This window comes from Pseudoalteromonas galatheae (genome assembly GCF_005886105.2).
GTDB lineage: Bacteria > Pseudomonadota > Gammaproteobacteria > Enterobacterales > Alteromonadaceae > Pseudoalteromonas > Pseudoalteromonas galatheae.
Map to the genome: position 1 here is coordinate 207,694 of NZ_PNCO02000002.1, position 26,748 is coordinate 234,441.

The 26,748-nt window shown below is 41.8% G+C and carries 25 protein-coding genes; 17 read left to right on the forward strand and 8 right to left on the reverse strand.

Going from position 1 to position 26,748, the window contains the following annotated elements; genetic code table 11:
* Positions 1-34: 34 nt before the first annotated feature.
* On the reverse strand, positions 35-1,687 hold the full coding sequence (gene fadD, locus CWC29_RS19010) for a long-chain-fatty-acid--CoA ligase FadD (protein WP_128727120.1): 1,653 nt from the start codon (positions 1,685-1,687) through the stop codon (positions 35-37).
* 192 nt (positions 1,688-1,879) lie between these two features.
* Positions 1,880-2,752, reverse strand: a complete 873-nt coding sequence (locus CWC29_RS19015) for an alpha/beta fold hydrolase (RefSeq protein ID WP_138524226.1) — start codon at positions 2,750-2,752, stop codon at positions 1,880-1,882.
* Between the two features lie 181 nt (positions 2,753-2,933).
* Here CWC29_RS19015 and CWC29_RS19020 point away from each other — a divergent pair, with 181 nt between their 5' ends.
* Positions 2,934-4,226 carry an alkaline phosphatase gene (locus tag CWC29_RS19020; protein WP_138524227.1) on the forward strand — a complete coding sequence of 431 codons (1,293 nt, stop codon included), beginning with the start codon at positions 2,934-2,936 and terminating at the stop codon, positions 4,224-4,226.
* 287 nt (positions 4,227-4,513) lie between these two features.
* Here CWC29_RS19020 and CWC29_RS19025 read toward each other — a convergent pair whose 3' ends face one another.
* The 5 genes from CWC29_RS19025 to CWC29_RS19045 form a co-directional block, all read right to left on the reverse strand.
* Positions 4,514-4,810: a hypothetical protein gene (locus CWC29_RS19025; protein WP_128727117.1), complete on the reverse strand. Its 297-nt coding sequence runs from the start codon at positions 4,808-4,810 to the stop codon at positions 4,514-4,516.
* Between the two features lie 44 nt (positions 4,811-4,854).
* On the reverse strand, positions 4,855-5,541 hold the full coding sequence (gene tsaB / locus CWC29_RS19030; protein ID WP_128727116.1) for a tRNA (adenosine(37)-N6)-threonylcarbamoyltransferase complex dimerization subunit type 1 TsaB: 687 nt from the start codon (positions 5,539-5,541) through the stop codon (positions 4,855-4,857).
* Complete coding sequence (locus CWC29_RS19035) at positions 5,531-7,369, reverse strand: ATP-dependent DNA helicase (protein WP_128727115.1); 1,839 nt, start codon at positions 7,367-7,369, stop codon at positions 5,531-5,533. The genes tsaB and CWC29_RS19035 overlap by 11 nt, the downstream gene beginning before the upstream one ends.
* A gap of 334 nt (positions 7,370-7,703) precedes the next feature.
* On the reverse strand, positions 7,704-8,048 hold the full coding sequence (locus CWC29_RS19040) for a hypothetical protein (protein ID WP_138524238.1): 345 nt from the start codon (positions 8,046-8,048) through the stop codon (positions 7,704-7,706).
* A 171-nt stretch (positions 8,049-8,219) separates the two neighbouring features.
* Positions 8,220-8,465: a hypothetical protein gene (locus tag CWC29_RS19045; protein ID WP_128727113.1), complete on the reverse strand. Its 246-nt coding sequence runs from the start codon at positions 8,463-8,465 to the stop codon at positions 8,220-8,222.
* A gap of 336 nt (positions 8,466-8,801) precedes the next feature.
* Between CWC29_RS19045 and hisG the strand changes: the two genes are divergently transcribed.
* The 11 genes from hisG to CWC29_RS19100 all read left to right on the forward strand — a co-directional run bounded on the left by hisG (position 8,802) and on the right by CWC29_RS19100 (position 18,269).
* Positions 8,802-9,701, forward strand: coding sequence for an ATP phosphoribosyltransferase (gene hisG / locus CWC29_RS19050; protein ID WP_128727112.1), 900 nt, complete (start codon positions 8,802-8,804; stop codon positions 9,699-9,701).
* Positions 9,702-9,705: 4 nt separating this feature from the next.
* Positions 9,706-11,001, forward strand: a complete 1,296-nt coding sequence (gene hisD, locus CWC29_RS19055) for a histidinol dehydrogenase (RefSeq protein WP_138524240.1) — start codon at positions 9,706-9,708, stop codon at positions 10,999-11,001.
* The gene (gene hisC, locus CWC29_RS19060; RefSeq protein WP_138524242.1) at positions 10,994-12,061 is read left to right on the forward strand and encodes a histidinol-phosphate transaminase; all 1,068 of its coding nucleotides are present in this window, start codon (positions 10,994-10,996) and stop codon (positions 12,059-12,061) included. The genes hisD and hisC overlap by 8 nt, the downstream gene beginning before the upstream one ends.
* Positions 12,058-13,119, forward strand: a complete 1,062-nt coding sequence (gene hisB, locus CWC29_RS19065) for a bifunctional histidinol-phosphatase/imidazoleglycerol-phosphate dehydratase HisB (protein WP_128727109.1) — start codon at positions 12,058-12,060, stop codon at positions 13,117-13,119. The genes hisC and hisB overlap by 4 nt, the downstream gene beginning before the upstream one ends.
* The gene (gene hisH, locus CWC29_RS19070) at positions 13,116-13,706 is read left to right on the forward strand and encodes an imidazole glycerol phosphate synthase subunit HisH (RefSeq protein WP_128727108.1); all 591 of its coding nucleotides are present in this window, start codon (positions 13,116-13,118) and stop codon (positions 13,704-13,706) included. Before hisB ends, hisH begins: the two co-directional genes overlap by 4 nt.
* A gap of 11 nt (positions 13,707-13,717) precedes the next feature.
* Complete coding sequence (locus CWC29_RS19075) at positions 13,718-14,452, forward strand: 1-(5-phosphoribosyl)-5-[(5-phosphoribosylamino)methylideneamino] imidazole-4-carboxamide isomerase (protein ID WP_128727107.1); 735 nt, start codon at positions 13,718-13,720, stop codon at positions 14,450-14,452.
* Positions 14,434-15,207 carry an imidazole glycerol phosphate synthase subunit HisF gene (gene hisF / locus CWC29_RS19080; RefSeq protein WP_138524244.1) on the forward strand — a complete coding sequence of 258 codons (774 nt, stop codon included), beginning with the start codon at positions 14,434-14,436 and terminating at the stop codon, positions 15,205-15,207. Before CWC29_RS19075 ends, hisF begins: the two co-directional genes overlap by 19 nt.
* Positions 15,204-15,815 (forward strand): bifunctional phosphoribosyl-AMP cyclohydrolase/phosphoribosyl-ATP diphosphatase HisIE, encoded by a 612-nt coding sequence (gene hisIE, locus CWC29_RS19085; protein ID WP_138524246.1) that lies wholly within the window; start codon positions 15,204-15,206, stop codon positions 15,813-15,815. Before hisF ends, hisIE begins: the two co-directional genes overlap by 4 nt.
* Positions 15,816-16,033: 218 nt before the next feature.
* A complete protein-coding gene (locus tag CWC29_RS19090; RefSeq protein ID WP_128727104.1) occupies positions 16,034-16,534 on the forward strand; it encodes a hypothetical protein in 501 nt (166 codons plus the stop codon).
* A 229-nt stretch (positions 16,535-16,763) separates the two neighbouring features.
* Positions 16,764-17,525 (forward strand): glycosyltransferase family 25 protein, encoded by a 762-nt coding sequence (locus CWC29_RS19095; RefSeq protein ID WP_138524248.1) that lies wholly within the window; start codon positions 16,764-16,766, stop codon positions 17,523-17,525.
* Between the two features lie 195 nt (positions 17,526-17,720).
* The gene (locus tag CWC29_RS19100; protein ID WP_128727102.1) at positions 17,721-18,269 is read left to right on the forward strand and encodes a YkvA family protein; all 549 of its coding nucleotides are present in this window, start codon (positions 17,721-17,723) and stop codon (positions 18,267-18,269) included.
* A 91-nt stretch (positions 18,270-18,360) separates the two neighbouring features.
* On the opposite strand, the gene CWC29_RS19105 is transcribed toward CWC29_RS19100, so the two are convergent.
* Complete coding sequence (locus CWC29_RS19105) at positions 18,361-20,139, reverse strand: M61 family metallopeptidase (RefSeq protein WP_138524249.1); 1,779 nt, start codon at positions 20,137-20,139, stop codon at positions 18,361-18,363.
* Between the two features lie 177 nt (positions 20,140-20,316).
* Between CWC29_RS19105 and CWC29_RS19110 the strand changes: the two genes are divergently transcribed.
* From CWC29_RS19110 to CWC29_RS19130, 5 genes are all read left to right on the forward strand, one after another.
* A complete protein-coding gene (locus tag CWC29_RS19110) occupies positions 20,317-21,849 on the forward strand; it encodes a GGDEF domain-containing protein (RefSeq protein ID WP_128727100.1) in 1,533 nt (510 codons plus the stop codon).
* Positions 21,850-22,160: 311 nt separating this feature from the next.
* Positions 22,161-23,504, forward strand: a complete 1,344-nt coding sequence (ppnN, locus tag CWC29_RS19115; RefSeq protein WP_128727099.1) for a nucleotide 5'-monophosphate nucleosidase PpnN — start codon at positions 22,161-22,163, stop codon at positions 23,502-23,504.
* Between the two features lie 5 nt (positions 23,505-23,509).
* Positions 23,510-24,280: a flap endonuclease Xni gene (gene xni / locus CWC29_RS19120; RefSeq protein ID WP_128727098.1), complete on the forward strand. Its 771-nt coding sequence runs from the start codon at positions 23,510-23,512 to the stop codon at positions 24,278-24,280.
* 138 nt (positions 24,281-24,418) lie between these two features.
* Positions 24,419-24,817, forward strand: coding sequence for a DUF3192 domain-containing protein (locus CWC29_RS19125; protein WP_128727097.1), 399 nt, complete (start codon positions 24,419-24,421; stop codon positions 24,815-24,817).
* Positions 24,818-24,969: 152 nt separating this feature from the next.
* Entirely contained in the window at positions 24,970-26,661 is a 1,692-nt protein-coding gene (locus CWC29_RS19130) for a hypothetical protein (protein WP_138523650.1), read from the forward strand.
* The last annotated feature ends 87 nt before the right edge of the window (positions 26,662-26,748 follow it).

Here is a 26,748-nt window from a genome sequence, read left to right on the forward strand (position 1 = left end):
TTATAAAAAAGCCGGCTAGTGCCGGCTCTATTTGTTATTCTTTTAACGCTCTACGCAGTATTTTACCAACATTAGTCTTTGGCAGTTCATCTCTAAACTCAACTAGCTTTGGTACTTTATAGTTCGTTAGATTATCTCGGCAATGTGCAATTATATCTTTTTCTGTTAAAGATGGGTCTTTTTTAACAATAAAAACTTTAACTTGCTCACCACTAACCTCATGTGGCACGCCAACCGCCGCAACTTCTAATACGCCTTCGTGCATAGCAACGACTTCTTCGATTTCATTAGGGAAAACGTTAAAGCCAGACACTAAGATCATGTCTTTTTTACGATCAACGATGTAGAAGAAACCGTCATCATCATAAGTAGCGATATCACCCGTTGCAAACCAGCCATCTTTTAAACATTCGGCAGTTGCGTCTGGGCGATTGTAGTAACCAGCCATCACTTGTGGGCCTTTAACACATAGTTCACCGGGTTCACCTTTAGGGGTTTCATTGCCATTGTCATCTATGATTTTAATATCAGTGCTTGGGGCCGGTAAACCAATAGAACCATTGTAGGCTTCTAGATCGTGCGGACAGATAGTAACTAGCGGAGCACATTCTGTAAGGCCATAACCTTCCATCAGTTTTGATTTTGTGACTTTCTGCCAACGTTCAGCGACAGGGCGTTGTACAGCCATACCCCCGCCTAGAGACATTTTCAGGGTTGAAAAGTCGAGGTCGGCAAACCCCGGTGTGTTTAATAATCCATTAAATAATGTGTTTACACCTGTGATAGCGGTAAATGGAACCTTTGCTAGCTCTTTTACAAACGCAGGCATATCACGTGGATTGGTAATCAAAATATTGTGACCACCGTACTTCATAAAGGTTAGGCAGTTCGCTGTAAGTGCAAAAATATGGTAAAGCGGTAAGGCCGTAATAACGACTTCCTTTCCCTTATCTAACACTGTGTCTAAACAGCCTGAAACTTGTTCTAGGTTTGCTACCATATTGCCATGAGTTAGCATTGCGCCTTTAGATACACCCGTTGTACCGCCAGTATATTGCAAGAAGGCAAGATCGCTCAGAGACACTTCTGGTTTACTGTATTTTGCGGGGTTTGCTGCAATTACTTGTTTGAAAGGGATTGTATTTTGCAGGCTGAAGTCCGGTACCATTTTCTTGAAGTGCTTAACAACGAAGTTAACTAAATGCTTCTTAAAGCCACCTAACATGTCACCAATCTCAGTGAGCACTACGTGTTTCACACTTGTCTTTGGTAATGCTTGCTCAAGGGTATGGGCAAAATTCGCAAGTATAAAGATAGCTTTTGACTCTGAGTCATTCAGCTGGTGCTCCAATTCGCGTACCGTGTACAGCGGGTTGACGTTTACAACGGTACAACCAGCACGCAGTACCCCTAAAATGGTAACAGGGGTTTGTAATAAGTTTGGCATCATGACTGCAACTTTATCGCCTCGGCCAAGCTTCAATTCGTTTTGTATATAACTAGCAACTGCTTTGGTTTTTTCATCAACTTGCTGATAAGTCAGTGTCTTACCCATATTGGTATAGGCCGGATACTGGGCATAATCTGCGAAACTTTTTTCAAATAATTCAAGCAATGAGTTGTAATGCTCTGGGTCGATAGTTTCAGGCATACCTTCTGGGTAGCGCTTAAGCCAGATTTTTTCCACTCTTAGCTCCTGTGTTCTCGTTATTTTTATATTCACCTTAAACCATAAACGATGTAAGGCACTTTAACAATTGAGCAAATACTCTAAAAACGCCATATTCCCACAATATCTGAGGATTTACAATCTAGATGCTGTTGAAACGTGGGCTTTAATGCTCTTTGTGAACTTTTCGTTCCATGATTAGTTTATTCTTTACGCTCCTTGGGTTGTAAACGATGTTCTGTTGCTGTCTTGGTGCGCTTCAATTAGCTTATAGCAAATTTCTGGGTTTTCCATATGGCAATGGTGGCCGCCAGGCATTTTCTCAAGCTTAAGTGAGTCGAAACAGCCCTTAAATTGATTATATTGTCTGACAATCATGTCATATCCTTGTTCCGCTAAAACCAGTAAAGTTGGAACAGATATCCCGTTGAGTACTGATTTTGCTTGGGCGATGGAATATCTAAATCCAGAGTGATGCTTTAGCCGTGGGTCCAATCTAAGCTGCACGCCATCAGTATGCGACAGAGTATTTCTTGCCATAAGCATCGCTGCTATTTCTACAGAAATATCACTGACTTTACTGCGCAGTTGCGCAAGCGTATTTATATCAGGATAAACCCTTGGTTCAGATTGTTTTAATTTATCTCGAGAACTAAACGCATTAATGAGCTGGGTTTTGGTATCACTCTCTGAGGTGCTCACTATCCCTATGCCCTCAATTATAACCAAAGATAAACAACGTGTTGGATAACAACTAGCAAATAAGTTAGCTATCATTGCTCCCATAGAATGACCAACAATATGGCACGTTTGGATCTGTGCTAAATCTAAAAAACATTTCAGATCATAAACATAGTCTATAAAGTAATAAAAGGCATCCGTGCTTTTCCAATCTGATCGTCCGTGGCCGGGTAAGTCAAGCGCAATATGAGAATATTTTTCATTGCCAAATGACGCAAGCGGCACAAAACTGTTGCTGTTGTCTTGCCAACCATGAAGGTAGACCACAGTTTGATCCCCCTCTCCCCAGCTTTGGTAGGAGAATGGCCCGATTTTTTGTTCTTTTATCGCATCTATAGACATCGATTAATTCTTTTAGTGTTCATTGTATCATCATTGATTTATCATCTTACCGTGACATATTTGAACTTACTACTTTGATTTGTTGAAAATATTTTTAATTTGAACACAGCTACCTTTCGGGTATGCAAGTAGCGAGGTTCGAACAACAGGTTTCTATTTAGGAAAGTACACGGGAATAACAATGAAATTCAAAACTGGTCTTTTGGCCTCATTTGTTGGGTTAGTATTTGCGGATCCGACACTGGCTGCTCCAAAAAATATCATTTATATGATTGGCGACGGCATGGGCCCAGCTTATACCACTGCCTATCGTTATTTTAAAGATGACCCTTCCACGAAAGTGGTTGACCCAACGGTTTTCGACTCTATTTTGGTTGGTATGGCGCATACCTATCCAGACGACGACACGGTTGTAACAGACAGTGCTGCAGGTGCAACCGCTCTGAGTACAGGAACTAAAAGCTATAATGGCGCAATTGCGGTAGACACCCATAAAGAACATTTGGAAACGATGCTTGAAGTGGCGAAAAGAAAAGGTAAAACAACCGCGCTTGTTGCAACATCGCAAATCAACCATGCAACACCTGCAAGTTTCGCGTCTCATAATGAATCGCGTCGTAACTATGACGACATTGCCAATGATTACATCGACAATAAAATCGCAGGAAAACTACCCGTAGATCTTATGCTTGGTGGCGGCACTAAATACTTCATTCGTGAAGATAGAAACCTAGTTAATGAATTTAAAGACGCAGGTTATCAATACGTTGATGCTTTATCCAAGCTTGAAACGCTAAATAAAATTCCTGCTATGGGTCTGTTCGCAGAAGTAGGTCTGCCATTCGCAATTGATGAAGAGCCGCAGCGCCTAACTAAAATGACTAAAACGGCGCTATCATTATTGGAAAATCAAAATGATAAAGGCTTCTTCTTAATGATTGAAGGTAGTCAGATTGACTGGTGTGGACATGCTAATGATATCGCTTGTGCTATGCATGAAATGGACGACTTTGCAGAGTCAATTAAGCTGGCAAAGACTTTTGTTGATAACAACCCAGACACTATCTTGGTGATCACAGCAGATCACTCTACCGGTGGATTAACGCTTGGTGCGAATGGTCAGTATCGCTGGGAACGTGATGTGATCGCTAAAGTGAAAGGTTCAGCGGGCGAAATTGCAAAAGCACTTGCAAAGACAAAAGACGTTAAAGCAACATGGCAAGAGCTCACAGGTCTTGAGTATGACAGTGCGACTGAGCTAAAGGTAAAAGAAGCACTTTCACAGGGTCCGAAGGCGCTTAGCATTGTCGTTAAAGAGGCAATTAGTGATGCATCTTTCACTGGTTGGACAACGGGTGGTCACACCGCTATCGATGTACAAGTGTTTGCCCATGGTAAAGGTAAAGAAGCGTTCATTGGCTCGCAAAACAATACCGCAATTGCGGATAAACTGATTGGATTTATTAAAAAGTAGAAATCTTCATCTACTATTTCAAACAAAGAAGGTCAGCATTTGCTGACCTTCTTTGTTTTATAGTTTTGGATGAGATAATATACCAATTAGCCTTAATACTTGCTCAATTTGAAGGAGCAAATCTGACGCTAACGGCGTTAAAAATTTCTCATTTAGAACAACTAAATAGCAAAATTTTTGTCATGCCTACATGGATGCAGGTACCTTAGCGATAGCAGGACGCGGTAGCGGTGTATCGACAAGATTTTCTTGCCTCAAAATAGACCACTTAATTAAGTGAATTGGTATTACGCGTAAACAGAAACGCCAATCATACTTTTTATCTCATCTCGTCTTGCTTCCGTTGCAATTGCTTTGTATTCACTAATTGCCTGTCCAGTACGAAAGTTAGGGCGGTCGTAGATAGTCGAACGTTGCTGCGACTGGAACTGCTCCACCAACGCAATGCCCTTTTCACTGGTTTTGATCTGTGCGGTATTGAGCTTCGCCGTATTTCCGTCTTCAATAGCAGGGCTCACGGCCTTTTTAGGCTGTGGCTTTACTTGGTAAGTACCAGCTTGTTGAATGATTGAATTTAGTTTCACGTTCTAGCTCAATAAATACGATATGCTTGTATAAAAATACGCCTTTATTCTCGACCTGGCAACTTTTTCCACGTCACAGTATCCCTCACATATTGCGGCTGGGCGTCAGCCGCATCCACAGATAAGCCTTGTGTGAAACTATCGTCGGCTATAAACAGCATGTAATAAGCGTCTGGTAATGTGATATTGTCAATGATTTCGCAGTCAAGCTGTGTAGCAAGCTCTGAGAATGCTTGCCATCCTGTACCAACACCTGCCGCACCACTCGATGTAAAGTCGATATTTTCAGGCGTAATAACTGTTTCTTCGGTGCTTGGTTGAATAACACCACAAGTTTCCCCGTTGTATTGGCATAGGTAGATCTCACCCATACGTGCATCTATTGCCGACACTACGCTGGACTTGCCTGCTTCCATGTATGCCTGTTGCGCCATCGCCTGCAAAGTTGAAACACCAACCAACTTAAGACCTGAAGAATATGCTAAGCCTTGCGCAACTGCTGTACTTATTCTCACCCCTGTAAAGCTGCCAGGCCCACGTCCAAATACAATGCCATCCAGCTCACTAAGAGTGATATCGGCTTCGCGTAAGATACGTTCAACTAAGGGAAGTATCTTTTGACTATGCTGCTGTGGGCAAACCTCGAAGTGGCGAATAAACTTGCCTTCATAGTGCAATGCAATACTGAGTGCTTCGGTGGAGGCATCTATGGCCAACAGGTTATTTTTCATTTTTATCAATATTCTCTAAAAATCGAATTGCCTTGTTTAAGTCTCTCGTGCGAGACATATCAGGCAAACTACTTAAAAACGTCTGGCCGTATTTTCTCGTAACTAAGCGATTATCGCAAATAATCAGTACACCTTTATCGTTAGCATCACGAATTAATCGCCCAACCCCCTGTTTCAGCGCGATTACAGCTTGGGGGAGTTGTATTGCATCAAAGGGTTCTAATCCACGCATTTCAGCGTCGCGCATACGAGCTTGCAACAAAGGGTCATCTGGTGAAGCAAATGGTAGCTTATCAATGACAACACAACTCAAAGTGTCACCTCTCACATCCACGCCCTCCCAAAAGGAGGCTGTACCAAGTAGTACGGCGTTTCCATGCCGAATAAATTGTTCGAGTATTATCCGTTTAGATGCTTGCCCTTGCATAAAAATGGGATATTGCAGCGCCGTATTCAGTCCTTCGTAGACTAAATGCATCGCGCGATAACTGGTAAAGAGTAAAAATGTACGCCCTTTTGCCGCTTCAATCACTTGCTTTGCAAGCTTTACCAGCGCATGTGGCATTAGGTCGTCACGGGTCTCTGGTAGATAGCGTGGCAGGCATAACAAGGCTTGTTGCTTATAGTCAAATGGGCTCTCAACAATAAATTGTGAGGTCGGTTTGAGCCCTAGGCTACGACTGAAGTGCTCGAGGGAATTATCGACGGATAAGGTGGCGGAGGTAAATACAAAGCTTGCCTCAGTGGTTTTGACAATTTGTGCAAACTTACTTGATACATCAAGCGGCGTGATATGAATAGATAAAAAGCGTCTTGTGGTTTCGAACCAGTAACTAAATCCGGTTTGGCTGGTATCAAAGGCACGTTCAAACTGGCTTTTAAAGGTCATGACCTTTTCAAATGGGTGTTCTATTTTTTCACTTCTATCCAGACAAAGTTTGAGTACCTTATAGAGAAAGTCTAAGTTAGCTATCACTCGATGCATGGCATCGCAAATCGGTTTATTCGCCAGCGCTTCACGCCAATCACCACGAGCACCATCGCCACCAAATACCAAACGCAAATCGGCGACACTGGTTTCCAATTTATTGAGTGTTTTGCCAAGTTGTAACATATCTGGAATATCAGCGCGGTAGATCACCCTCAAATCGTTAATAAGCGCCTGCAAAGCTTTAGTGCTGATAGTCTCACCAAAGTAGTCACTGGCAATTTCCGGTAATTGATGTGCTTCATCGAAGATATAGCTATCCGCGGTTGGCATTAGCTCTGCAAAGCCTAAATCTTTTACGGCCATATCGGCAAAAAATAAATGATGGTTGATCACCACAACATCGGCATCGACTGCCTTTAATCTTGCCTTTCGGATATAACAGTCTTCGTAGTCTGGGCACTCTTTCCCTAAACAGTTATCTGCAGTTGAAGTAACGTAGGGTAATACCTTTGCGTCTTCTTCGATACCAACACAGTCGGCTAAGTCTCCACTGTGTGTTTCAGAAGCGAACTTTGCAACCATAGCAAGTTGGTGCATAACATCTGGGTCGTCGGTTGGCACATGGCTCAAATGCTGTGACAAGCGATAAGGGCAAAGGTAATTGGCTCTACCTTTTAGCAAAGTGACTTTTTTACCACTGCCAAGCACCTTTTTTAGGGTCGGCACGTCACGATGGAATAATTGCTCTTGCAAGGCCTTAGAGCCGGTAGAGACGATGACTTTACCTTTAGACTGAAAGGCAGGAATGAGATAAGCAAATGTTTTCCCCGTCCCTGTTCCTGCTTCGGCGATGCATTGTCCACCATTTTGTATAGTTTCTTCTACCGCAATTGCCATATCAATTTGGGGCTGCCTTGGTTGATAGCCCGGGAAATGCTGGGCTAAAGGCCCCGTAGAAGAGAAAGTCGTAGATACAGCCAAAGTAATGTAGTTTACAAACAGACAGGTCGCGAAATTGTATGTGGCTAAGCATCAAATCGCAACCGCTGTTTGGCAATAACTGAGAGTGGATACCAATTGAATTAATTATCTAATCAATTTGAAGGGTGAAATAGCATATTAGCTTCGTTAAAAACTTTTCATTTAGAACAACTAAATAGCAAAATTTTTGCCTAGCTACTAAAGCTATTTCCCCGCTTCGAAATAGATCATTTACTTAATACAACTGGTATTACCTGTTAAGTTGTCGTTTAATCTTGATCATACCCACCCCACAAATAGTGAGATATACGAGATATAAAGCGATGCGGTTAGTCCAAGTAGATTCTGGCGAAGGCATGACGACACGCAAGTAATCATTCAAAACCAACATACCGACGCCGACAATGATTGCTGTCAATTGAAAGTGGCGGTGATTGGCTGAAGAAATGGTAAACAAGGAAACTAGGAGTAGTACAAGGCTTGAGTAAAATGCTAAGACAGCCATACTACCAGGTACAACACTCGGGGCTAATGCTAGCACAGACAGACCTACAACAAAGCAACCTATGAGATTCTTCACTGATTTATTTAACATATTATTTCTCCCTAAATAAACGACCAGTTTGACTGGAAAATTATATCCTAAGAGGTTTATTGTAAGGAGCTTCTCGAATATAAAGTGGGTGAGCCGAGCTTGCGCTTTCAATCAGGCTAATCAAAGGTTTGTTTAATATGGTACTGCCACAGTTAATAGGTTGTTCGCTATTCAGGCCCATGTATCTAGATTCTCACCCTTATGTTCTTCGTGAGATTTTTCCTCCTCATCCTCTTCATCTTCACTTTCTTTAATTTTTTCATGCTCAGCAGCTTGGCGTTTAAGTTCGACATCTGTTTTGAGGTCTTTCTTAATTTTTTCAATCTTATAGTGCTGAACACCAGCTACATGAAATGCAGACTTATGTGCGACATCAAGTCTTACGATAGGGGCTAAAAAGGGTTTGAATGCATCCATATGATCCTCCACTAACCTGCTGTTGATATTGCTTATTATCGGCTGTTATAAGCTATTCTTTAATTTGCGTTAAAAAATGATTGCCAAGTAGAACAAAATTATGTTTATCTATAAATGAACTTTTTGAACAGCAGATATATTACAAAGGTAACATCATGCTAATGACACTGACAGCAATTCATCATCACCATCATCATACGGGATAACCTGTCAGGTATTTCGCTGGTGGGTTATTCCTTAAAGGAACCTCCGGCGAAACAAAAAGTATAGTCAAAGTTTATTTCGCCCCGAGGTTCCGCCTCGGGGTTTTTCGTTTAAAGAATTAGGAAATAAATAATGAGTAACAATAATCGTTTAAGAATCGCAATCCAAAAATCAGGCCGTCTTTCAAAGGATTGCCAAGCCCTACTCAAACAACTAGGTGTAAAATTAAATCTACGTGAACAGCGTCTAATTGCACACTCTACCAACATGCCTATTGATGTACTTAGAGTGCGTGATGATGATATACCGGGTCTTGTAATGGACGGCGTTTGTGATTTAGGCATTGTTGGCGAAAATGTTTTAGAAGAAGCGCAAGCTGAGCGTGTGCGTAACGAGCAGTTTGCTGAAGTCACTAAGCTTTCAAAATTGGACTTCGGCTTTTGCCGTTTAGCGCTGGCGTGGCCACAAGAGCTAGGTCTACAGGAAAAAGCCTGGTTTAACGGCAAACGCATCGCAACCACCTACCCTGAGATTTTAAAGCAATATCTAAAACGTGAGAACATTGATGCTAGTGTGGTCATGTTAACAGGCTCGGTAGAAGTTGCACCTCGAGCAGGTCTCGCTGACGCCATTTGTGACCTAGTATCAACCGGTGCAACGCTCGAAGCTAATGGCCTTATGCAAGGCGATACTATCTTAGAATCGAATGCTTGCCTCATTCAAAATGCAGCATTGACTGACCAAAGTAAGCTTGCGCTAATCGATAAGCTAATGCCACGCCTTAAAGGAGTGAAACAAGCAAAAGAAAGTAAGTACATCATGATGCATGCACCAAAGAACAAGTTAGATGAAGTATGTGCACTTTTACCAGGTACCGGCCAACCAACTTTGCTTGCACTTGCTGGCAGCGATGAATATGTTGCACTTCACATGGTCAGCTCTGAGACTCTGTTTTGGGAGACAATGGAAGAGTTAAAGGCGCTTGGCGCTAACTCCATTCTGGTTATGCCAATTGAAAAGATGATGGAGTAATACCATGTTTGATTGGCAGTTAGCCACCAGCGAGCAACGCATAGAATGCTTGAGCCGTCCTGCGGTCAAAGTGGGTGACAAGGTAAAAGCGGCAGTTGAAACGATAATCGAAAACGTCGCTCGCAACGGCGACAACGCACTTATTGATTATGCTGAGCAATTCGATGCTCGCGTCAGCCCCAGAATAAGAGTGACAGAAACAGAGATCGCCGACAGCGAATACGCGTTAGCGCCAGAGCTGAAAAGTGCTATTGACCTAGCTTATAGCAACATTAAAAAGTTTCACCAGTTGCAGCTACCACAAAGCAAGACAGTTGAGACTCAGCCGGGTGTGATCTGCGAGCTTAGATATCAAGCGATAGAAGCTGTAGGCTTATATGTACCTGGTGGTAGCGCTCCTCTACCTTCTTCTGTATTGATGCAAGGTGTTTGCGCGCAGCTAAGCGGTGCCAAAACAATCGTGTTAGCAACCCCAGTTAAAGGTGATAGTCAGATAAACCCTGCGATTTTGTATGCAGCTAAACTCTGTGGCATTACTGACATTATTGAATGTGGTGGTGCTGGAGCAATTGCTGCGATGGCTTTAGGTACCGACAGCGTACCAAAAGTGAATAAGATTTTTGGCCCAGGTAATAGCTTTGTTACGATGGCAAAACAGTTACTTTCTCAGTCAGTGCCTGGACTTGCGATTGATATGCCTGCAGGCCCTTCAGAGGTGTTAGTGATTGCAGATAAAGGGGCTAATCCAGAATTTATCGCAGCCGATCTACTTTCTCAAGCGGAGCACGGTGAAGACTCGCAAGTCATATTATTAGCATCTGATAGTCAGCTTATCGAAGAAACTCAAGCTGCAATCGAGCGCCAACTCGGCGAACTTAGCCGCGCTGATATTGCCAGAGCTGCGCTTAAAAATAGCACGCTTGTTTTAGTTGAGAGCATAGAGCAAGCATTTGAGATCTCAGCAGAGTATGGACCAGAACACCTTATCTTACAGATAAGAGATGCTGAATGCTTCCTGCCGCTAGTAAAAAACGTGGGCTCAGTGTTTGTCGGTGACTATACGCCAGAGTCAGCAGGTGACTATGCTTCAGGCACCAACCATGTACTGCCAACCTATGGTTATTCAAAAACCTACTCAAGTTTAAATCTGATGGATTTTTATAAGGCTTACACAGTACAAACCATCACAAAAGAGGGCCTGCGTGGTTTGAGCTCTGCCATTTTACCTCTGGCACAAGCTGAAGGTCTAGACGCTCACGCGAATGCTGTTAAAGTAAGGTTGGAGAGTATTAATGACTAGTATTGCGTTACCTAATAACATCGAAAAACTAAAGGCTTACAGCTCTGCAAAAAGCGAAAAGCTGACAGGCACAACATGGCTTAACGCCAATGAAAGTCCATACGCTCGTATGCTTGAAATGCGTTTTGATAACTTAAATCGTTACCCTGATCCGCAGCCACAAGTCGTAATAGGTGCCTATGCGAGCTACGCAAAAGTCGAGCAAACAAATGTGCTGATGACTCGTGGCGCAGATGAAGGGATTGAACTTTTAGTTCGAACTTACTGCGAGTCAGCCAAAGATAGCATTGCGATTTTTACTCCTACCTATGGAATGTATAAAGTTACGGCTGACACTCATAACATTGCGATTAATGAATTAAGCCAAGATCAGCTTGCCAATGACGATGTGGATACACTAACCGCTGCAATTGGCGAGGCTAAACTTGTCTTCGTCTGTAATCCAAATAACCCAACCGGTGCAATGCAACCTGCCAGCAAAGTTGCAGCACTTGCAGGTAAGCTTCAAGGCCGTGCAATTTTGGTCGTTGATGAAGCCTATATTGAGTTTTGTGAAGAAAAAACCTGTGTCGAGCTAATCAAAGAGTTCTCAAATGTCGTCGTGCTGCGTACGCTATCTAAAGCGTTTGCACTAGCGGGACTTCGCGTTGGCTTTATGTTAGCAAGTGAACAACTATTGGCACCGGTGAGAAAAGTGATTGCGCCCTACCCTGTTTCTACAGTCGTGGCACAAATTGCAGCAACTGCGTTAACGCCAGACGCATTAACTCAGATGCGTCGCCAAGTCTCTATTTTGAACCTAGCAAAAAAGAAGCTTATACAATGGCTACAAGACAGCGAATTCGTAAGCGCAATATTATGTGGCGAAGGCAACTTTGTTACTTTACAGCTAACCGACAAACAGTTTGTAAAGCAAGCGATGCTCCAAGGTTTAATCATGCGGCCATTTGTGCTGTTTGGCGAGGACAATTGGCTGCGCATCTCTATCGGCAACGAGCAGGAATTAAAACAAGTAGAAAATTGGCTGAAACAATGCCTAGTCACTGAGGAAGTATCATGAGCGCCCCGTATTTATTCATCGACCGCGATGGCACTATTATCGAAGAGCCAATAACCGATAAACAAGTAGATAGTCTAGAGAAGCTAGCACTATTACCTAATGTGATCCCTGCGTTATTACAATTACAGTCATTTGGTTATAAATTAGTGATGGTATCTAACCAAGATGGCCTCGGCACAAGTAGCTTCCCTAAAGCAGATTTTGATGCGCCTCAAGATAAAATGATGCAAATACTAACAAGCCAAGGGATCCGTTTCGAAGAGGTATTGATCTGCCCTCATTTTGATGAAGACAATTGCCAATGTCGTAAACCTAAAACTGGATTACTCACCGAACTGATGCGCTCGGGCAAAGTGGACCTTAGCAAATCGTTTGTTATTGGGGATAGACAAACGGATATTCAGCTCGCAGAAAACCTCTGCATTGAAGGTATTCTCTACAAAGATAACTGGCCTGCTATTGTGACGCAGTTAACCACCTTAAATCGCAGCGCACAAATTGCCAGAAATACCAAAGAAACGCAGATTTCGGTGGCGATAAATCTAGACCAACAAGCCAATGGGGAAATTTCGACGGGGCTTGGTTTTTTTGACCACATGCTAGATCAGATCAGAACCCACGCCAACCTTGGCCTGAATATTCAGGCGAAAGGTGACTTACACATAGACGAACACCACCTCGTAGAAGACATCGGGATTGCTCTTGGTCAGGCTTTTAAGGCCGCGCTTGGCACAAAATCACAAATCGCACGTTATGGCTTTGCGTTGCCGATGGATGAATGTAAAGCAGAATGTCAGTTGGACTTATCTGGACGCGCATCTTTTGTACTCAATGCTGATTTTACACGAGATAAAGTGGGTGACTTGGATGTACAAATGGTTGAGCATTTCTTCAAGTCATTTGCGGATAATGCGGCTGTGAGTTTAATTCTGAGCGTCAGTGAAGGTAATGCCCATCACCAAGTTGAAGGCTTATTCAAAGCGTTTTCTCGTGCTATTCGTATGGCAATTGCAACGGATGCGTCACAGCAAATGGCAAGTTCTAAGGGGTGTTTATGATTGCAATTATTAATACCGGTTGTGCCAATATTAATTCAGTGCGTTTTGCATTTGAGCGCCTTGGTGTTACACCTGAAGTGATCACTGCACCGGAGAAACTAGCCAGCTTTGAACGAGCAATTTTACCGGGCGTAGGCCATGCCAATGTGGCAATGAAGCGTTTAAATGAACAAGGCTGGGCAGAGGCGATAGCTGACTATCAACGGCCTTTGATGGGTATTTGCTTAGGGATGCAGCTGCTTTGTCAATCGACAGAAGAAGGTGATATTCCGTGCTTAGGTCGCATTCCGGGTAAGGTTGAGTTATTAGAGACTAACGAGTTAACAGCACCGCACATGGGCTGGAATAATCTCCGAGTGGTGAAGCCCCATGCGCTCACGGCAGGACTCAGTGAACAAGAGCAAGTGTATTTTGTGCACAGTTTTGCGCATACCATCAATCAATCGACACTGGTTTCGGGTGAGTACGGTCAAGCGTTTTCTGCGATTGTTGCAAACGACAATTATGCTGGCATGCAATTTCACCCTGAGCGCAGCGGCAAGGTTGGTGCGCAGCTTTTACAAAACTTTATTAATTGGCAGCTATAAAAGGACGAACAATGATTATTCCCGCTTTAGATGTATTAGAGAACAATATTGTTCGTTTGTATCAAGGCAAGTACGAAACTGCACAGTTTTACCCATTTAATTTAGCGGAGCGTTTACTTGAATACCAAAATGCAGGTGCTGCAAAGCTCCATTTGGTAGATTTAGAAGGTGCTCGAGACCCGAGCAAAAAGCAATGGCGCACCATTCAGGCAGCGACTAAGGCTTTATCTGTACCCTTTCAAGTAGGCGGTGGTATTCGCAGTATGGACGACGTAAAGCAATGGCTAGATGCCGGAGCCGCCCAAGTGGTGATAGGCTCGATGGCGGTAGATAAACAGCAAGAAGTTGCAGCATGGATTAAAGCATGTGGCGCCGATAAATTTGTGATAGCACTTGACGTGAACAAAACTGAAAATGGCTGGTCTCCTGCTACTCACGGCTGGCTCAATGATGCGAAAAGCGATCTATTCGAGCTGTTAGATTTTTATGTAGAGCAAGGTGTAAGCGACTTTTTATGCACAGATATCAGTAAGGATGGCACGATGACAGGTCCATCGTTTGCATTATACGAAGACATCACTAAGCATAACAGTGCAATTAAAGTACAAGCATCAGGGGGCGTGAGCTCTCTTGAGGATATTGCACGGCTTGCGAAACAACAAGTAGGTGGAGTAATACTTGGCAAATCGCTACTTGAAGGTGTTTTTAGCGTTGAGGAGGCCTTAACATGCTATCAAAACGCATAATTCCTTGTTTAGACGTAAAAGACGGCCAGGTTGTCAAAGGTGTTAAATTCCAAGGCCATGAAGTGGTTGGGGATATTCTTGATCTCGCCAAGCGTTATAGTGAGGCCGGTGCTGATGAACTGGTGTTTTATGAGATCAGTGCCAGCGTTGAAAAGCGTTTGCTTGATGTGAATTGGGTAGCTGAAATTGCTAGACATATTGATATACCATTTTGCGTAGCTGGTGGGATTAAATCGGTGGCTGATGCAGCTCGAGTGCTTGAGCAAGGTGCAGATAAGATCTCCATTAATAGCCCTGCCATTGCAAGGCCTGAACTCATTAAAGAGTTACATGATGAATTTGGCAAGCAATGTGTGGTTGTAGGCGTAGACAGTTTTTATGATAAGCAAACTCAAGAATATTTAGTATACCAGTTAACTGGCGATCCGAATGCGGCAAGTCGTACTCGATACAAAACGCAAGAATGGGTCAAACGAGTTCAAGATCTTGGAGCCGGAGAGATTGTACTTAATTGTATGAATCAAGATGGCGTGCGTAATGGCTATGACATAGCGCAGCTCAGCGCGATTAGAACATTGTGTAAAGTGCCACTTATCGCCTCTGGCGGCGCAGGCAGTATGCAAGACTTTGTTGATGTATTTAAACAAACTAATGTCGATGGTGCTTTGGCTGCAAGTGTGTTCCATAAAGGTGTGATTGAAATTCCAAAGCTCAAGCAGTTCTTAATAAATAATGATGTGGCAGCACGACAATGATAATTAATAAACAAAACATAGCAGAAGTAGATTTTGATAAATCAGCACTCATTCCCGCTATCGTACAAGACGTATTAACCGGGGTAGTGTTGATGCAAGGCTTTATGAACAAAGAAGCCCTTGAAGTGACACTAGAAAAGCAACTTGTGACTTTTTATTCGCGTTCTAAATCGCGTCTTTGGACCAAAGGTGAAACTTCAAATAATGTGTTAACTTTGGTGGCAGTGCATACCGATTGTGATAAAGACAGCCTGCTGATTTACGCAAAGCCACAAGGTCCAACTTGCCACCTTGGCAGCGAAAGTTGCTTTGCGGATACCATGCCAGAGCTTGCATTTTTAGGTAAGCTTGAGCGAGTGATTGCCCAGAGGAAAAATGCATCCCCTGAAAGTAGTTATACCGCTTCTTTGTTTGCAAAAGACTTAAGCCGTAGTTGTCAAAAGGTCGGAGAAGAAGGTGTTGAAGTGGCACTGGCGGCGATGAAAAACGACAACGAAGAGTTGCTCAATGAGTCCGCAGACTTATTGTATCATCTTATTGTCTTATTACAGAGACAAGGGCTTACGCTCAGTGATGTGGTCAATACGCTAAAAGATAGGCATCAGTAATTTGCGCTTTGGGTAAGTAATCATTTCACCTATCTTTTCGTTGGCTTGTTCCGACATCGTGCCGTAACAAGCCAACTTACTATATTTGGGATAAATCTGTAATTAGATCAACTCCTATTCATATAAATAAGGTAAACTTCTCATAGTCTTACAACTATGCAGTGGCAAAATATTAGTCTAACTTTAATGGTGCTATTGCGAACAGTATGGAACGGTTTATGAAAACAAGATTACTTGCTCTAATGTTGGCAGGGTTGACAGCTGTCGGATGTTCAACACTGACTCCTGAGCAACAAGAAAAGCTTGATGATATGTCGGGGTGTGAAAAGCTAAATACGCTTCTAAGTGCATCTTCAAATGGGTTTTCTGCGCTTAAAGGCGCTGAAGTTGGTACAAAGTTGATTAACTCTTGGCAGGCAAAAGCACATCTAGTTGGCAACAAGTGTCAAATTATAGAAAGTACTTTAGGTAAAACAAAATATACCTGTTCAGAACAGTTCAAAGAGTACGAAAACGCAGTAAAAATTCATAACTATGCGCAAGGTCTTGCAAAGCAGTGTTTAGATCCCTCTTGGGTGGGTGATAGCCAGAAAAGTGGTGACCTGATGCGTACGCAAATTATGTCACCGAGCTCGACCAGCAAAATCGCAATTGAACTAGGCAAAGGTCTTGATAAAGTCACGCCATGGATAGTTACGTTTAATGTAACTGAGAAATAAAATCCAAAACGCGGAGAAAAACCCTGCTTCTCCGCTTATCGATTGATTAGCTGAATTAGTTCAGATTAGCATTTCACGCGTTTTCGACTTCCTTCAACTAGTCTGACTTAGCTTGGATAGATTCTACATTAGGTTGCTAATTTCGACTCTATATCTTAATTTCTTCATTCCATCGTCACACAAAAACCGCACACTCTGGTGTACTTATTATGTGGATGTATGCATTATTGTGACCAAACCGAATATTTTTCTCATCAATTTAGACTCTTGTACAGATAGACTAGCAGAGTCTACTTCTCAATTTGATAAATTCTCACTCCCCTTTGAAAGGGTTAGCGCAGTGAAAGGAGCAGAGCTGAACGCAGATGTATTAGGCGCGAGCTATTGTAAGAAAAAAAATGCTAAACAGTATTTTCGCCCTTTAACGCTAGGAGAGATAGGTTGTTATCTAAGTCACATGAAAGCACTAAGCAGAATTGTTGAGTTAAAACTCCCCTATGCTTTTATTTTTGAAGATGATTTTCAACTACACAACGACTTAGCACAGATAGACCAAATGATTGCTTCACTGCCATTTGAGTGGGATATGATCAAGCTATTCCAGTCTCAGAAGAACAAAAGAACTCCGATTGCAAGCTTCCCCCTAAACAAATCGCTATCGTTATTTATGCAAAATAAAGTACCTGCAGGAACGGTTGCTCAGCTTGTAAGTCTTAAGGGGGCAAAGAAAATATTATCCAAATCAATTCCTTTTGGTAGGCCGATCGATATTGATTATCAACATTTTTGGGAAAAAGAGCTGAGTGTATTCGTAATGAGTCCTTGTCCTGTCAGCCATGGCGAAAAGTTTGCTAGTACCATAGATAGAGCACCACGCGTTACAGGAGCAAAACGGTATTTTTGGCGTAAACAGTTGCTCCAGATAAATAAATTTATAAAAAATAAGTTTTATCGAAGTTTAGTTCTCAAACGCTATCATCATCATTTCTAACTACACAGTGTGAAAACCGCTGTATGCCTTTTAACCGATGGGGGCGATGGCTGTACATAATAGAGAAAAATTCGTGTTAAAAGTGTAATTTATGAGAAGACTTCTGAAAAAGATATGCTAGTATCTAAGATTATTGCAATAAGATTAACTTTTTGCTTAAACCATTAATAATAACAACGTTGAGGGAGCACAGACGTGTCTATAGAAATCAACTTTGAACTCTCTGATTCAGATCTAGAACACTTCCGTGGAATGATGAAAGCTGCTATCGAAAAAAGTGGCGATGTGAGTGATGCCGAAATCATTGCTAAAGCGCGAGATTTAGTGGCAACAATGGAAAAATCCAACCTTCCTGAATTTGTTAGTACTCGTCTAATTTCATTACAAACGCTAATTGATGCTGTGTTAGATGAAGAATGGCAAATGCCTGAAGATGAAAAGCGAGAGATCATGGCTTCTCTTGCTTATTTCAGTGAGCCAGAAGATATCGTTCCAGATCATATCCCTGTACTGGGTTATGTGGATGACGCGATTATGATTGAACTTGTATTGCAAGAATTGTCACTAGACTTAAAAGCATACCGTGAATTCTGTGGCTTTAGAGCTACTGAAGAAGCAAGGCGTGGTGATAACGCCAAAGTAGACCGTGAAAGCTGGCTAGCAGGTACACGCTCTCAGATCCGCTCTTCTATGCGTAGAGGCCGCTCTAAGAACCGTTCACGCTTCTTCTCTCGCATTATGTAAGTTAAGTTGTTCTAAGTTAAGCTAATTGCGACTGAGCTTAGGACTACGGATTTAAAAGGGCTGATAGTTATCAGCCCTTTTTGATTAGGCATTATTTTATTTCATTTGGGTGAGAAACACCCATCCATGCTTTATAAAGTAATGCTTGCTCGTTTGATGGGTTTGGCATGAATGTTATTTTTTTAGGCTTATCATGGTCACGGTCAAGCTTGATTTTGGTATTCATTAACTTATCTCGACGGATAAAATCTATTGTGATTGTTTGACCTGGCTCGAAGTTTTCTAAGCTTGTTTTTAAATCTTTACGAACATGGTGCTTATCAAATGCAACGATAAGATCGCCTGCTGTTAACCCCGCTTGCCATGCATTTCCTTCACGAGCCACATGGGTCAGCTCCAGTAACTGACCCTTTTGCCTTGCCATACCATTTAAGCCAGCAATCACTTTTGCCGACTCTGGATAACCATAAACAAGCCCTACTTTGTCGAATAATTTGTCAAAATCTATATTCGCTGGCGTATCAACATATTCATTCCACCAAGCACTATAGTCTAGGTCTGTGAGCTCTTTTAGGATGTTTTTAACATCTTCGCTGGTGAAGCTGTGTGGCAGTTTGTGCTGTTTGTAAAGCGCTTTATGAACGTCACGGTAGCTAATTTTTCCGTTTGACTTTGCGAGTAAGTCAATATCAAGCGCCATGGATACCAACGCCCCTTCTGAATAGATATTGGTGCTGTAATTTATCCCATGATCGCCACCTTGATTGATCCATTTATCAAAGCTCGTTGCTGCGACTGACTGAATATGACGACCAGGAGTTTTCAAATGACGGTTAACACGCTTAGTCAGCATGTTAAGATATTCATCATTGGTGGTGATCCCTGCGCTTAGCAGTAAATAATCCTCAAAGTAGCTGGTTGAGCCTTCTGCTAGCCACAATAAATCAGTGTAGTTTGGTGCGACGTAATCATAAGGAACCATACCTGCTGGGCGATAGTTTTTGACATTCCACGTGTGAATGAATTCATGTGCTGCAGTAGAGATAAAACCAATGTAATCATCTCTGTCTTTAAAACTGTTCCTATGTCTTTGAATAATCGTCGAGTTTAAGTGCTCAGTTGCCCCTCGTGCACCACTGGTTGCATGCACCATAAAGACATAACGGTCATAAGGATAATCGTGCCAAATAAGCGTGCCGGTTTGAACGAGTTTTTTAAGATCAGCGAGCATTTGGTCAACGTCATAGTTGCCGTTGCCCCAAATAACTAATTCATATTTACGGCCATCTACCTCAAACTTATGCAGTTGATTAATGCCAGTTTCAATAGGGGAATCTAACAATATGTCATAGTTATCGGCTTTGAAGCTATGTTTTGAATCGGCAAAGTCCATACCGGAAACAGAGCGCCAGTCTTTCGGAACATTGAGTTCAACAGATACAGGCTCAGATCTGAAAGATTCACTAAACATCAAAAAGCCAGATGCATCGATAAACGCGTGGGTGTCGTCTATGTGTCTGGCTCGAAGACCTAACTCATTGGCATAAATCTGGTATTTAACCGTCAGTTCGGTCGGCTCGCTAAGGTGTACACGCCATGTGCTTTTATCAATTTTTTCCCATTTTTGTACTTGTCCGTTTTGAGACTTGGCGTCAAAAAAGCGTACGCCATTGGCTAAATCCAATATCTCGTAGCGACCTGTGCGCCAATCTGGGAGTTGCACATCAATGCTTGACTGTGAGGATTTTGGAAACTTTACTTCCACTTCTGCGAGGTGATGCTGTGGTTGCGTAATTGAAATACGGTAGTCGACGTCAGCATAAACACTAAATGTTGCTGTACATGCTAAGGCAATAAGACTTTTCTTCATTATTATTTGTCGGTAATTCGAGATATGATCAATTTACCAAATCAGCAACTTACACGCTAAGTAATATCGATGAGTAAACAGCAAACTCCGATACGTTACCACGTTAAATTTCTGCACATAACGACCTAATTTGTTGTAGACTTAATAACTAAGAGATTATTTTATGATTGGAAATCTGTGACTGACAATGCCTTAATGCTCGAGCAAAAATTAAAGCAAGCCATCGAGGCTAGAAAAACGCTTGAGGATGCAAGAAAACAACAAGTAGAACTTCTAACTCAGTTTGCTGCAAAGTTATCCCTCGCCTGCAAAGGGCAAGATGTTTCGCTTGATAATCAGCTGGCTAAGTTTCGTACTGTGCTTAATAAAGGTGTTGATTTTGAGCAGCTAGCGCCGTTTATCGATGGTATCTCTGAGCCATTGAAGTCTCAAGAAGTGACCAACTCCAATAACCAAAAAGCGTTGCAAGTAGCGATTCAACAAAGCGGCAAGTTGCTGCAAAAACTTAAAGGCTTGCCAAATGAATCACGCAGAAAGTTGCGTCATTTGTTAGATGTTGAACTTGAAGAAATTAACTCCACTAATGCTTACATCCCAGTGCTAGAGTCTTTAGTTTCAATTTATCACACCGTTTTGCAATCTAAAGTAGAAGTTAGGGAAGAAACCGGCGATGGCCGTCATCCTGAGTTAGCTGCAGAGCTTCAAGCTTTAATCAACGAATTAATTTTCGAAGACGAAGTGATAGAAAAGGTTAAAGAGATCCGGGCAAGCGTTGCTGACGATGACAGTTTAGATAATTTATATTCTGCAGCGACAGAGATCATTAAAATTATTGCGCAAACGATTGCCAAAGAACGCCAATCTGCGCAAGGCTTCTTAGTTTCTTTAAATCAGACACTAGAAGAGCTACATCGTTCTATTGTTGAAACAACAGCACGTTCAAAATCAACATCTAAAGAGCTGCAATCGTTAAACAATAAAATTGAATCAAAAATTCAGAACTTAAATCAGCAAACCCAAAACGCCAGCTCAATAACAGAACTTAAGGCCTTGGTCGATAATGAGTTGAAGCTATTGAGTGCAGATTTGATAGCGCGTGAAAAACTCGAAAAAAATGAGCGAGAGGCGCTGCTAGACTCCTTTGATGCAATTAATAATCGAATTAACATTTTAGAATCTAAAGTTTCAAATTATAAAAAACGGCTCAGTGAACAAAAATTCAAAAGCTTACTGGATAGCTTAACCAAATTACCAAATAGAGCCGCGTTTGATGAGCGTCTAACCCATGAAATGCATTTATTTGAGATTAATGACTCAGATGTGACTCTAGTTGTGATCGACGTCGATCACTTCAAGTCAATCAACGACCGCTATGGACATAGCGCGGGCGACAAAACATTACAGGTGATCGCAAGAGCGCTTAAAAAGTCTATCAGGAAAAGCGATTTCATCGCACGTTACGGCGGTGAGGAATTTGTCTTGCTAATGCCGGGGATGCCATTGACTCATGCGCAAAAACCGCTTGAAAAAGTCAGGCAAGTCATTAAATCTATACCATTCAAATTTAAAGAAAAAGAAGTCGAAATTACGATTTCTCTCGGCGCTACTCAGTTTGTCAAAGGGGATACAGCGCTCAGTGCCTTTGACCGAGCCGATGCTGCGCTTTATGAAGCGAAGAACAGCGGGCGAGATAGGCTATGTTTTAAGTAAATAGAGTTAACTTGGGTAAAGGCTGAGTGGCGAGCTTTTATACTCGTCCCCGCTTTGCTTAGTTATACCAATTCGTTTAATTAAGCGTTCTATTTTGAGGCAAGAAAATCTTGTCGATAACACCGCTACCGCGTCCTGCTATCGCCAAGGTACCTACATCCATGTAGGCAAGGCGAAAATTTTGCTGTTTAGTTGTTCTAAATGAGAAATTTTTAACGCAGTTAGCGTCTGATTTGCTCCTTCAAATTGAGCAAGTATTAAGACTAGTTGGTATTACCACCCGCTGCGCATAACAAACAAGGAGTAAGCCTATGCAAATAGAGCTAAACCCAACTGGGGTTCTTAACTTATTATCAAGATTGGAAGTCGATTTACTTCAGCAGTCAACCACAAGTGAGAGGTATAGGCTTTTTAGAAATTGTGCATTGGCGGTGTTGAACGTAGGTAGCCATACTGATTCCAGCTCAGAAATATACGATAAATATGAAGATTTTGATATTCAGCTACTCGCACGTGAGCGAGGAATAAAAATTGCGTTAAGCAATCCCCCCGAGTCAGCTTTTGTCGATGGTCAAATAATTACCGGTATTCATGAGCACATATTCTCTGTGATCCGCGATATACTTTTTATTTGTCAAAAATACCATGGTGAGAATAAATCTCCGGTGGAAATTACTCATATGGTTTTTGACATGCTGCGTAACGCCGATGCGCTTGAAGTGAATAAAGACCCTAACATGATTGTCTGTTGGGGCGGTCATTCAATCAATGAAGTTGAATACAAATATACCAAGGAAGTGGGCTATCAACTGGGCCTTCGTGGTCTGAATATTTGTACTGGTTGTGGACCAGGAGCTATGAAAGGGCCAATGAAAGGAGCTACAATTGGCCATGCCAAGCAACGGATCTCTAATAATCGTTATTTAGGGTTAACCGAGCCCAGTATTATTGCCGCTGAGCCGCCTAATCCTATTGTTAATGAATTAGTGATTTTGCCTGATATTGAAAAACGTCTAGAAGCGTTTATCCGTATCGCACATGGCATTATTATTTTCCCAGGCGGTGCCGGAACAGCTGAAGAGCTGCTTTATTTACTGGGTATTTTGTTACATCCAGAAAACGAAAAGCAATGTTTACCTGTGATCTTAACTGGCCCTAAAGAGTCAGCTGCATATTTTGAAGAGCTCAGTGCTTTTGTTGAAAAAACACTTGGGAAAGAAGCCCTGTCTAAGTTTGAGATTATCGTAGACAATCCAGAACTGGTAGCCAAAAAGCTCAAGCAGTCGATGGCAACGGTGCGTGAGTATCGTAAGTCTCAGGGTGATGCCTATTACTTTAATTGGACATTAAAGATTGAAAATGATTTTCAGCATCCTTTTTCACCGACGCATGAAAATATGTCTGGCTTAGACTTACACTTAGCGCAACCAAAACAATTACTGGCCGCTAACTTAAGACGTGCTTTTTCTGGTATTGTTGCCGGTAACGTGAAGGATGAAGGTATTACAGCAATTAAACAGCACGGTCCGTATGAATTAAGTGGTGATAAATCACTGATGGCCGATATGGATAAGCTGTTGGGTGCATTTGTAGCTCAAGGGCGAATGAAGTTACCTGGAAGCAAATATATACCGTGTTATAAAATTAAAGCTTAGAGTGAATGAATAATTTGTTGTTAATAGATGCGCTTAACCTTATCAGGCGCATCTATGCCGTTAACGAACCAAAAGGTAATAAAGAACAAGAGGCTCATATTAAGGCCTCTTGTCTTCGTGTAGAGCAAGCTACTCGTAGCTTGTTACGTAAAACGGGGGCGACACACGCCGTTGCGGTCTTTGATGGTGATAAAAGTTGGCGTTATCACTTCTACCCAAAATATAAAATAAGTCGTCAACCTATGCCCGAATTCCTAAATCATAACCTCGATAAGTTTTCAGAAGCGTTTGCAAGTGTTGGTGTTAAATCATTTAATCCCGAACATGATGAAGCTGATGATGTGATAGCGACACTTGCTTGTAAAGCCGCTGCCGCCAATGTTAACTGCACGATAGTATCGACTGATAAAGGCTTCTTACCCCTGATCAATGATGCTATCTCTGTGTACGACTATTTCAAAAAGTCGATAATTTCGCTTGAAGATATCAAAAGTCGATTTTCTGTGACCCAAAGCAAGCTCGAAATGTTTTGGGCATTAAGTGGTGACAAGACGAACGATATTCCAGGTGTTGCTGGGGTTGGTGTCAAAACAGCGCAAGAGCTGCTTGCAAAGCATGATGACTTTGAAAATATGCTAAAAGATGAGACAGTAAAGCCTGCTGCAAAAGCAAAATTAGAGGCCGGAGCAAGCGATTATGTTACAAGTCTGGCACTAGTGACACTAAGGAGAGATATTGAAATTGGCTTTAGTTTGAAGGATATACGAGTGGTTTGAAGGGACTTTTTATTGGCAATGTATTACATCGTCGCTAAGCGCTAGGCTAATGTAGGTGACTTTGATATATTGCATGCAAGCGTATCTCAGTTTTGTTGATACAGAGTCCATTTTACCCATTCTTTATTGAGCAGTTAGATGATTAGGAAAATATTACAGTACATATTTCTTGGCCTTGCGGTTTACGTTACTGTGGTGTTTCTCGTTATCAACTACTATAAAGATGATCCGCAAGCGATGATTTGGCAGGATCGAGAAGCATTTAATAATCGTTTCATTCGTAACCTTAGCCTTGAAAAACCAACTGAGTTGGATACAGTATTAGATACCTTGGGTAGTCCGGATCTAACGTATGTAAAGAAGAAACAAGATAATACGATTTTACAAATTGTATTTTATCGTACTCAGCTTGTAAAACCGGACGGGATTACGACGGAAGATGAATGTACTGGATTATTATTTGAAAATGGCGTACTGAAGCTTTGGGGTCCTGGTGCAAGGGTTACATTTGATAAAGTGTCATACCAATCAGATTAATGTTCCAACCAATTTTAAGGGTGAAATAACATATTAGTTTCGTTAAAAACGCCTCATTTAGAAAAATTAGATAGCAAAGTTTTTGTCTTGCGAGTAGGGCTGTTTTTCTGCTTAGCAATAGGCCGTTTACTTAATAAAATTGGTAAAGTTTGATGGACGCAAGGATAGTCACTAGTAAAACACTGTTTGCGATAGCTCAGGGCACACACAAAGTATTACGTCTTTATTATCACAAAGAAAAGTGGTCATCTATTTACCCTACCCTAGTTAAACTTGCACAGCTTTATATGGACTGTTACGAGTCCTCCCCTAGCAGCTTGCATGGACAGCTTGGGCTTTATTCACAAAACTTGGGCTACAACACCAATCTGGTCATGAATCAAAATGTGTTGGTTTGTATGGCTTGTCATCACTTAAATTTCTCGCGTGCCGTAACTGAAGAATTATTGCTTGCGAGTTTTGCAGACTATTTATGCGTTGCCCGCGAAAGCGACCAACTTGCAGCGGGTAAAAAGCTAGACGCGCAGCAAGATAAGCTTTGGAAAGTTCGACATCAACTGGCAGTACAAATACTGAGTGATGGACAAACACCGAACTTGCAGTGCTTGCGAGTTTTATCTCGCCTTTCAAATTACGACAACAAACTAGTATCCTCTATTCCCCAACGGTTTAATGACCATGCTTCTTTGATCGTGGCAATTACTCATCGAATAGCAAGCCTAATAACACCAACCTATAGACAAAATAGTATGGCTTTAGATCGAGCAATTAAGCTTCTTTATGGCAAACTTAATTACACTTTTGCATTAAAGGTACTGAGTGCAATTGCTGGGGCATTTGTAAAACATCCCGCGGGAATGCTGTGTGAAATTAAGGGCGAAGTGGGCTTTTTGGTGATACAAAGTAGTAGTGAGAAAATAATTGCTGTTGTTGAACAAGGGCAAACTAAAAAGTTGGCGAAGGCCAATCGTAGGTTCCAATTCCACTGTAGCTTGACCACAACGACAGATGCTAATCTCCTATACAATATTTGGGATAGAGCCGCTGAACCAGTAGTACAACCTTTTGGTTCGGAACACTCACATTTATTAGCAACAGTAAAAGCATTATCTCACAGTCAATTTCAGAGTATTCGGGCACTTGAAAAACTGATTTGTGAGTTTGAATCAGTTTCAAGTGCGGTGCAGATCGCAGCAAAGCAGTATAACCGTGAAAATCTAAAAGCCGCATCCGTTAGGCACTCGCTTGCAATGGTGGGACTTGATGCAGCAGGGTTACTGGCGCAGCGGGTGTTGCTTGAACAAATTATAACAAATCACAAGCTTCCTTTTACAGAAGATGTCGTGCATAAATACGGCATAATCAGTCAAATCATTGCCTTATATGTGGGTGAGAGTTATGGTGAACAATTTGAGCGTTTGTTGTCGCCGTTCGCAGCAGTTATTGTGTTTCTGGTGACTAAACAAGGGGTTGAGATCCAACATGCTACTGCGCTCCACTCTCGTGAGTATTCAGAAGAACTAGTATCAATTGCTAACCTATTTGGGATCCGTGCAATAGCAAAAGAAAAATACCTAGACTTTAATCAGCAGTACTTTGAAAGAAGTATTCTTCACAAAGCCATGCTAGAGAGCGAAACGCTAAACAAGTCTCAGATCAATGCTCAGTGTAGACTATTCATTTTTATAAAACTGATTGCACTTAAAGTGATATCACCAAATTTTGTGTTAACTGCCTGGCAAAAGCAATTAGTTGACGATGTTTTAGCTGAAAGTCGTTTTGTTACCGCACAAAAGTTCGATTTGGCGTTACTAGAGACTGGATTTTACTCATCTATTGCCTGATATTTATTCTATAAATACTATCAATAACAAGCATAAATGATATGTATGTCATTTTTCCATTCCATACTGGAATAAGACCTAATTAAT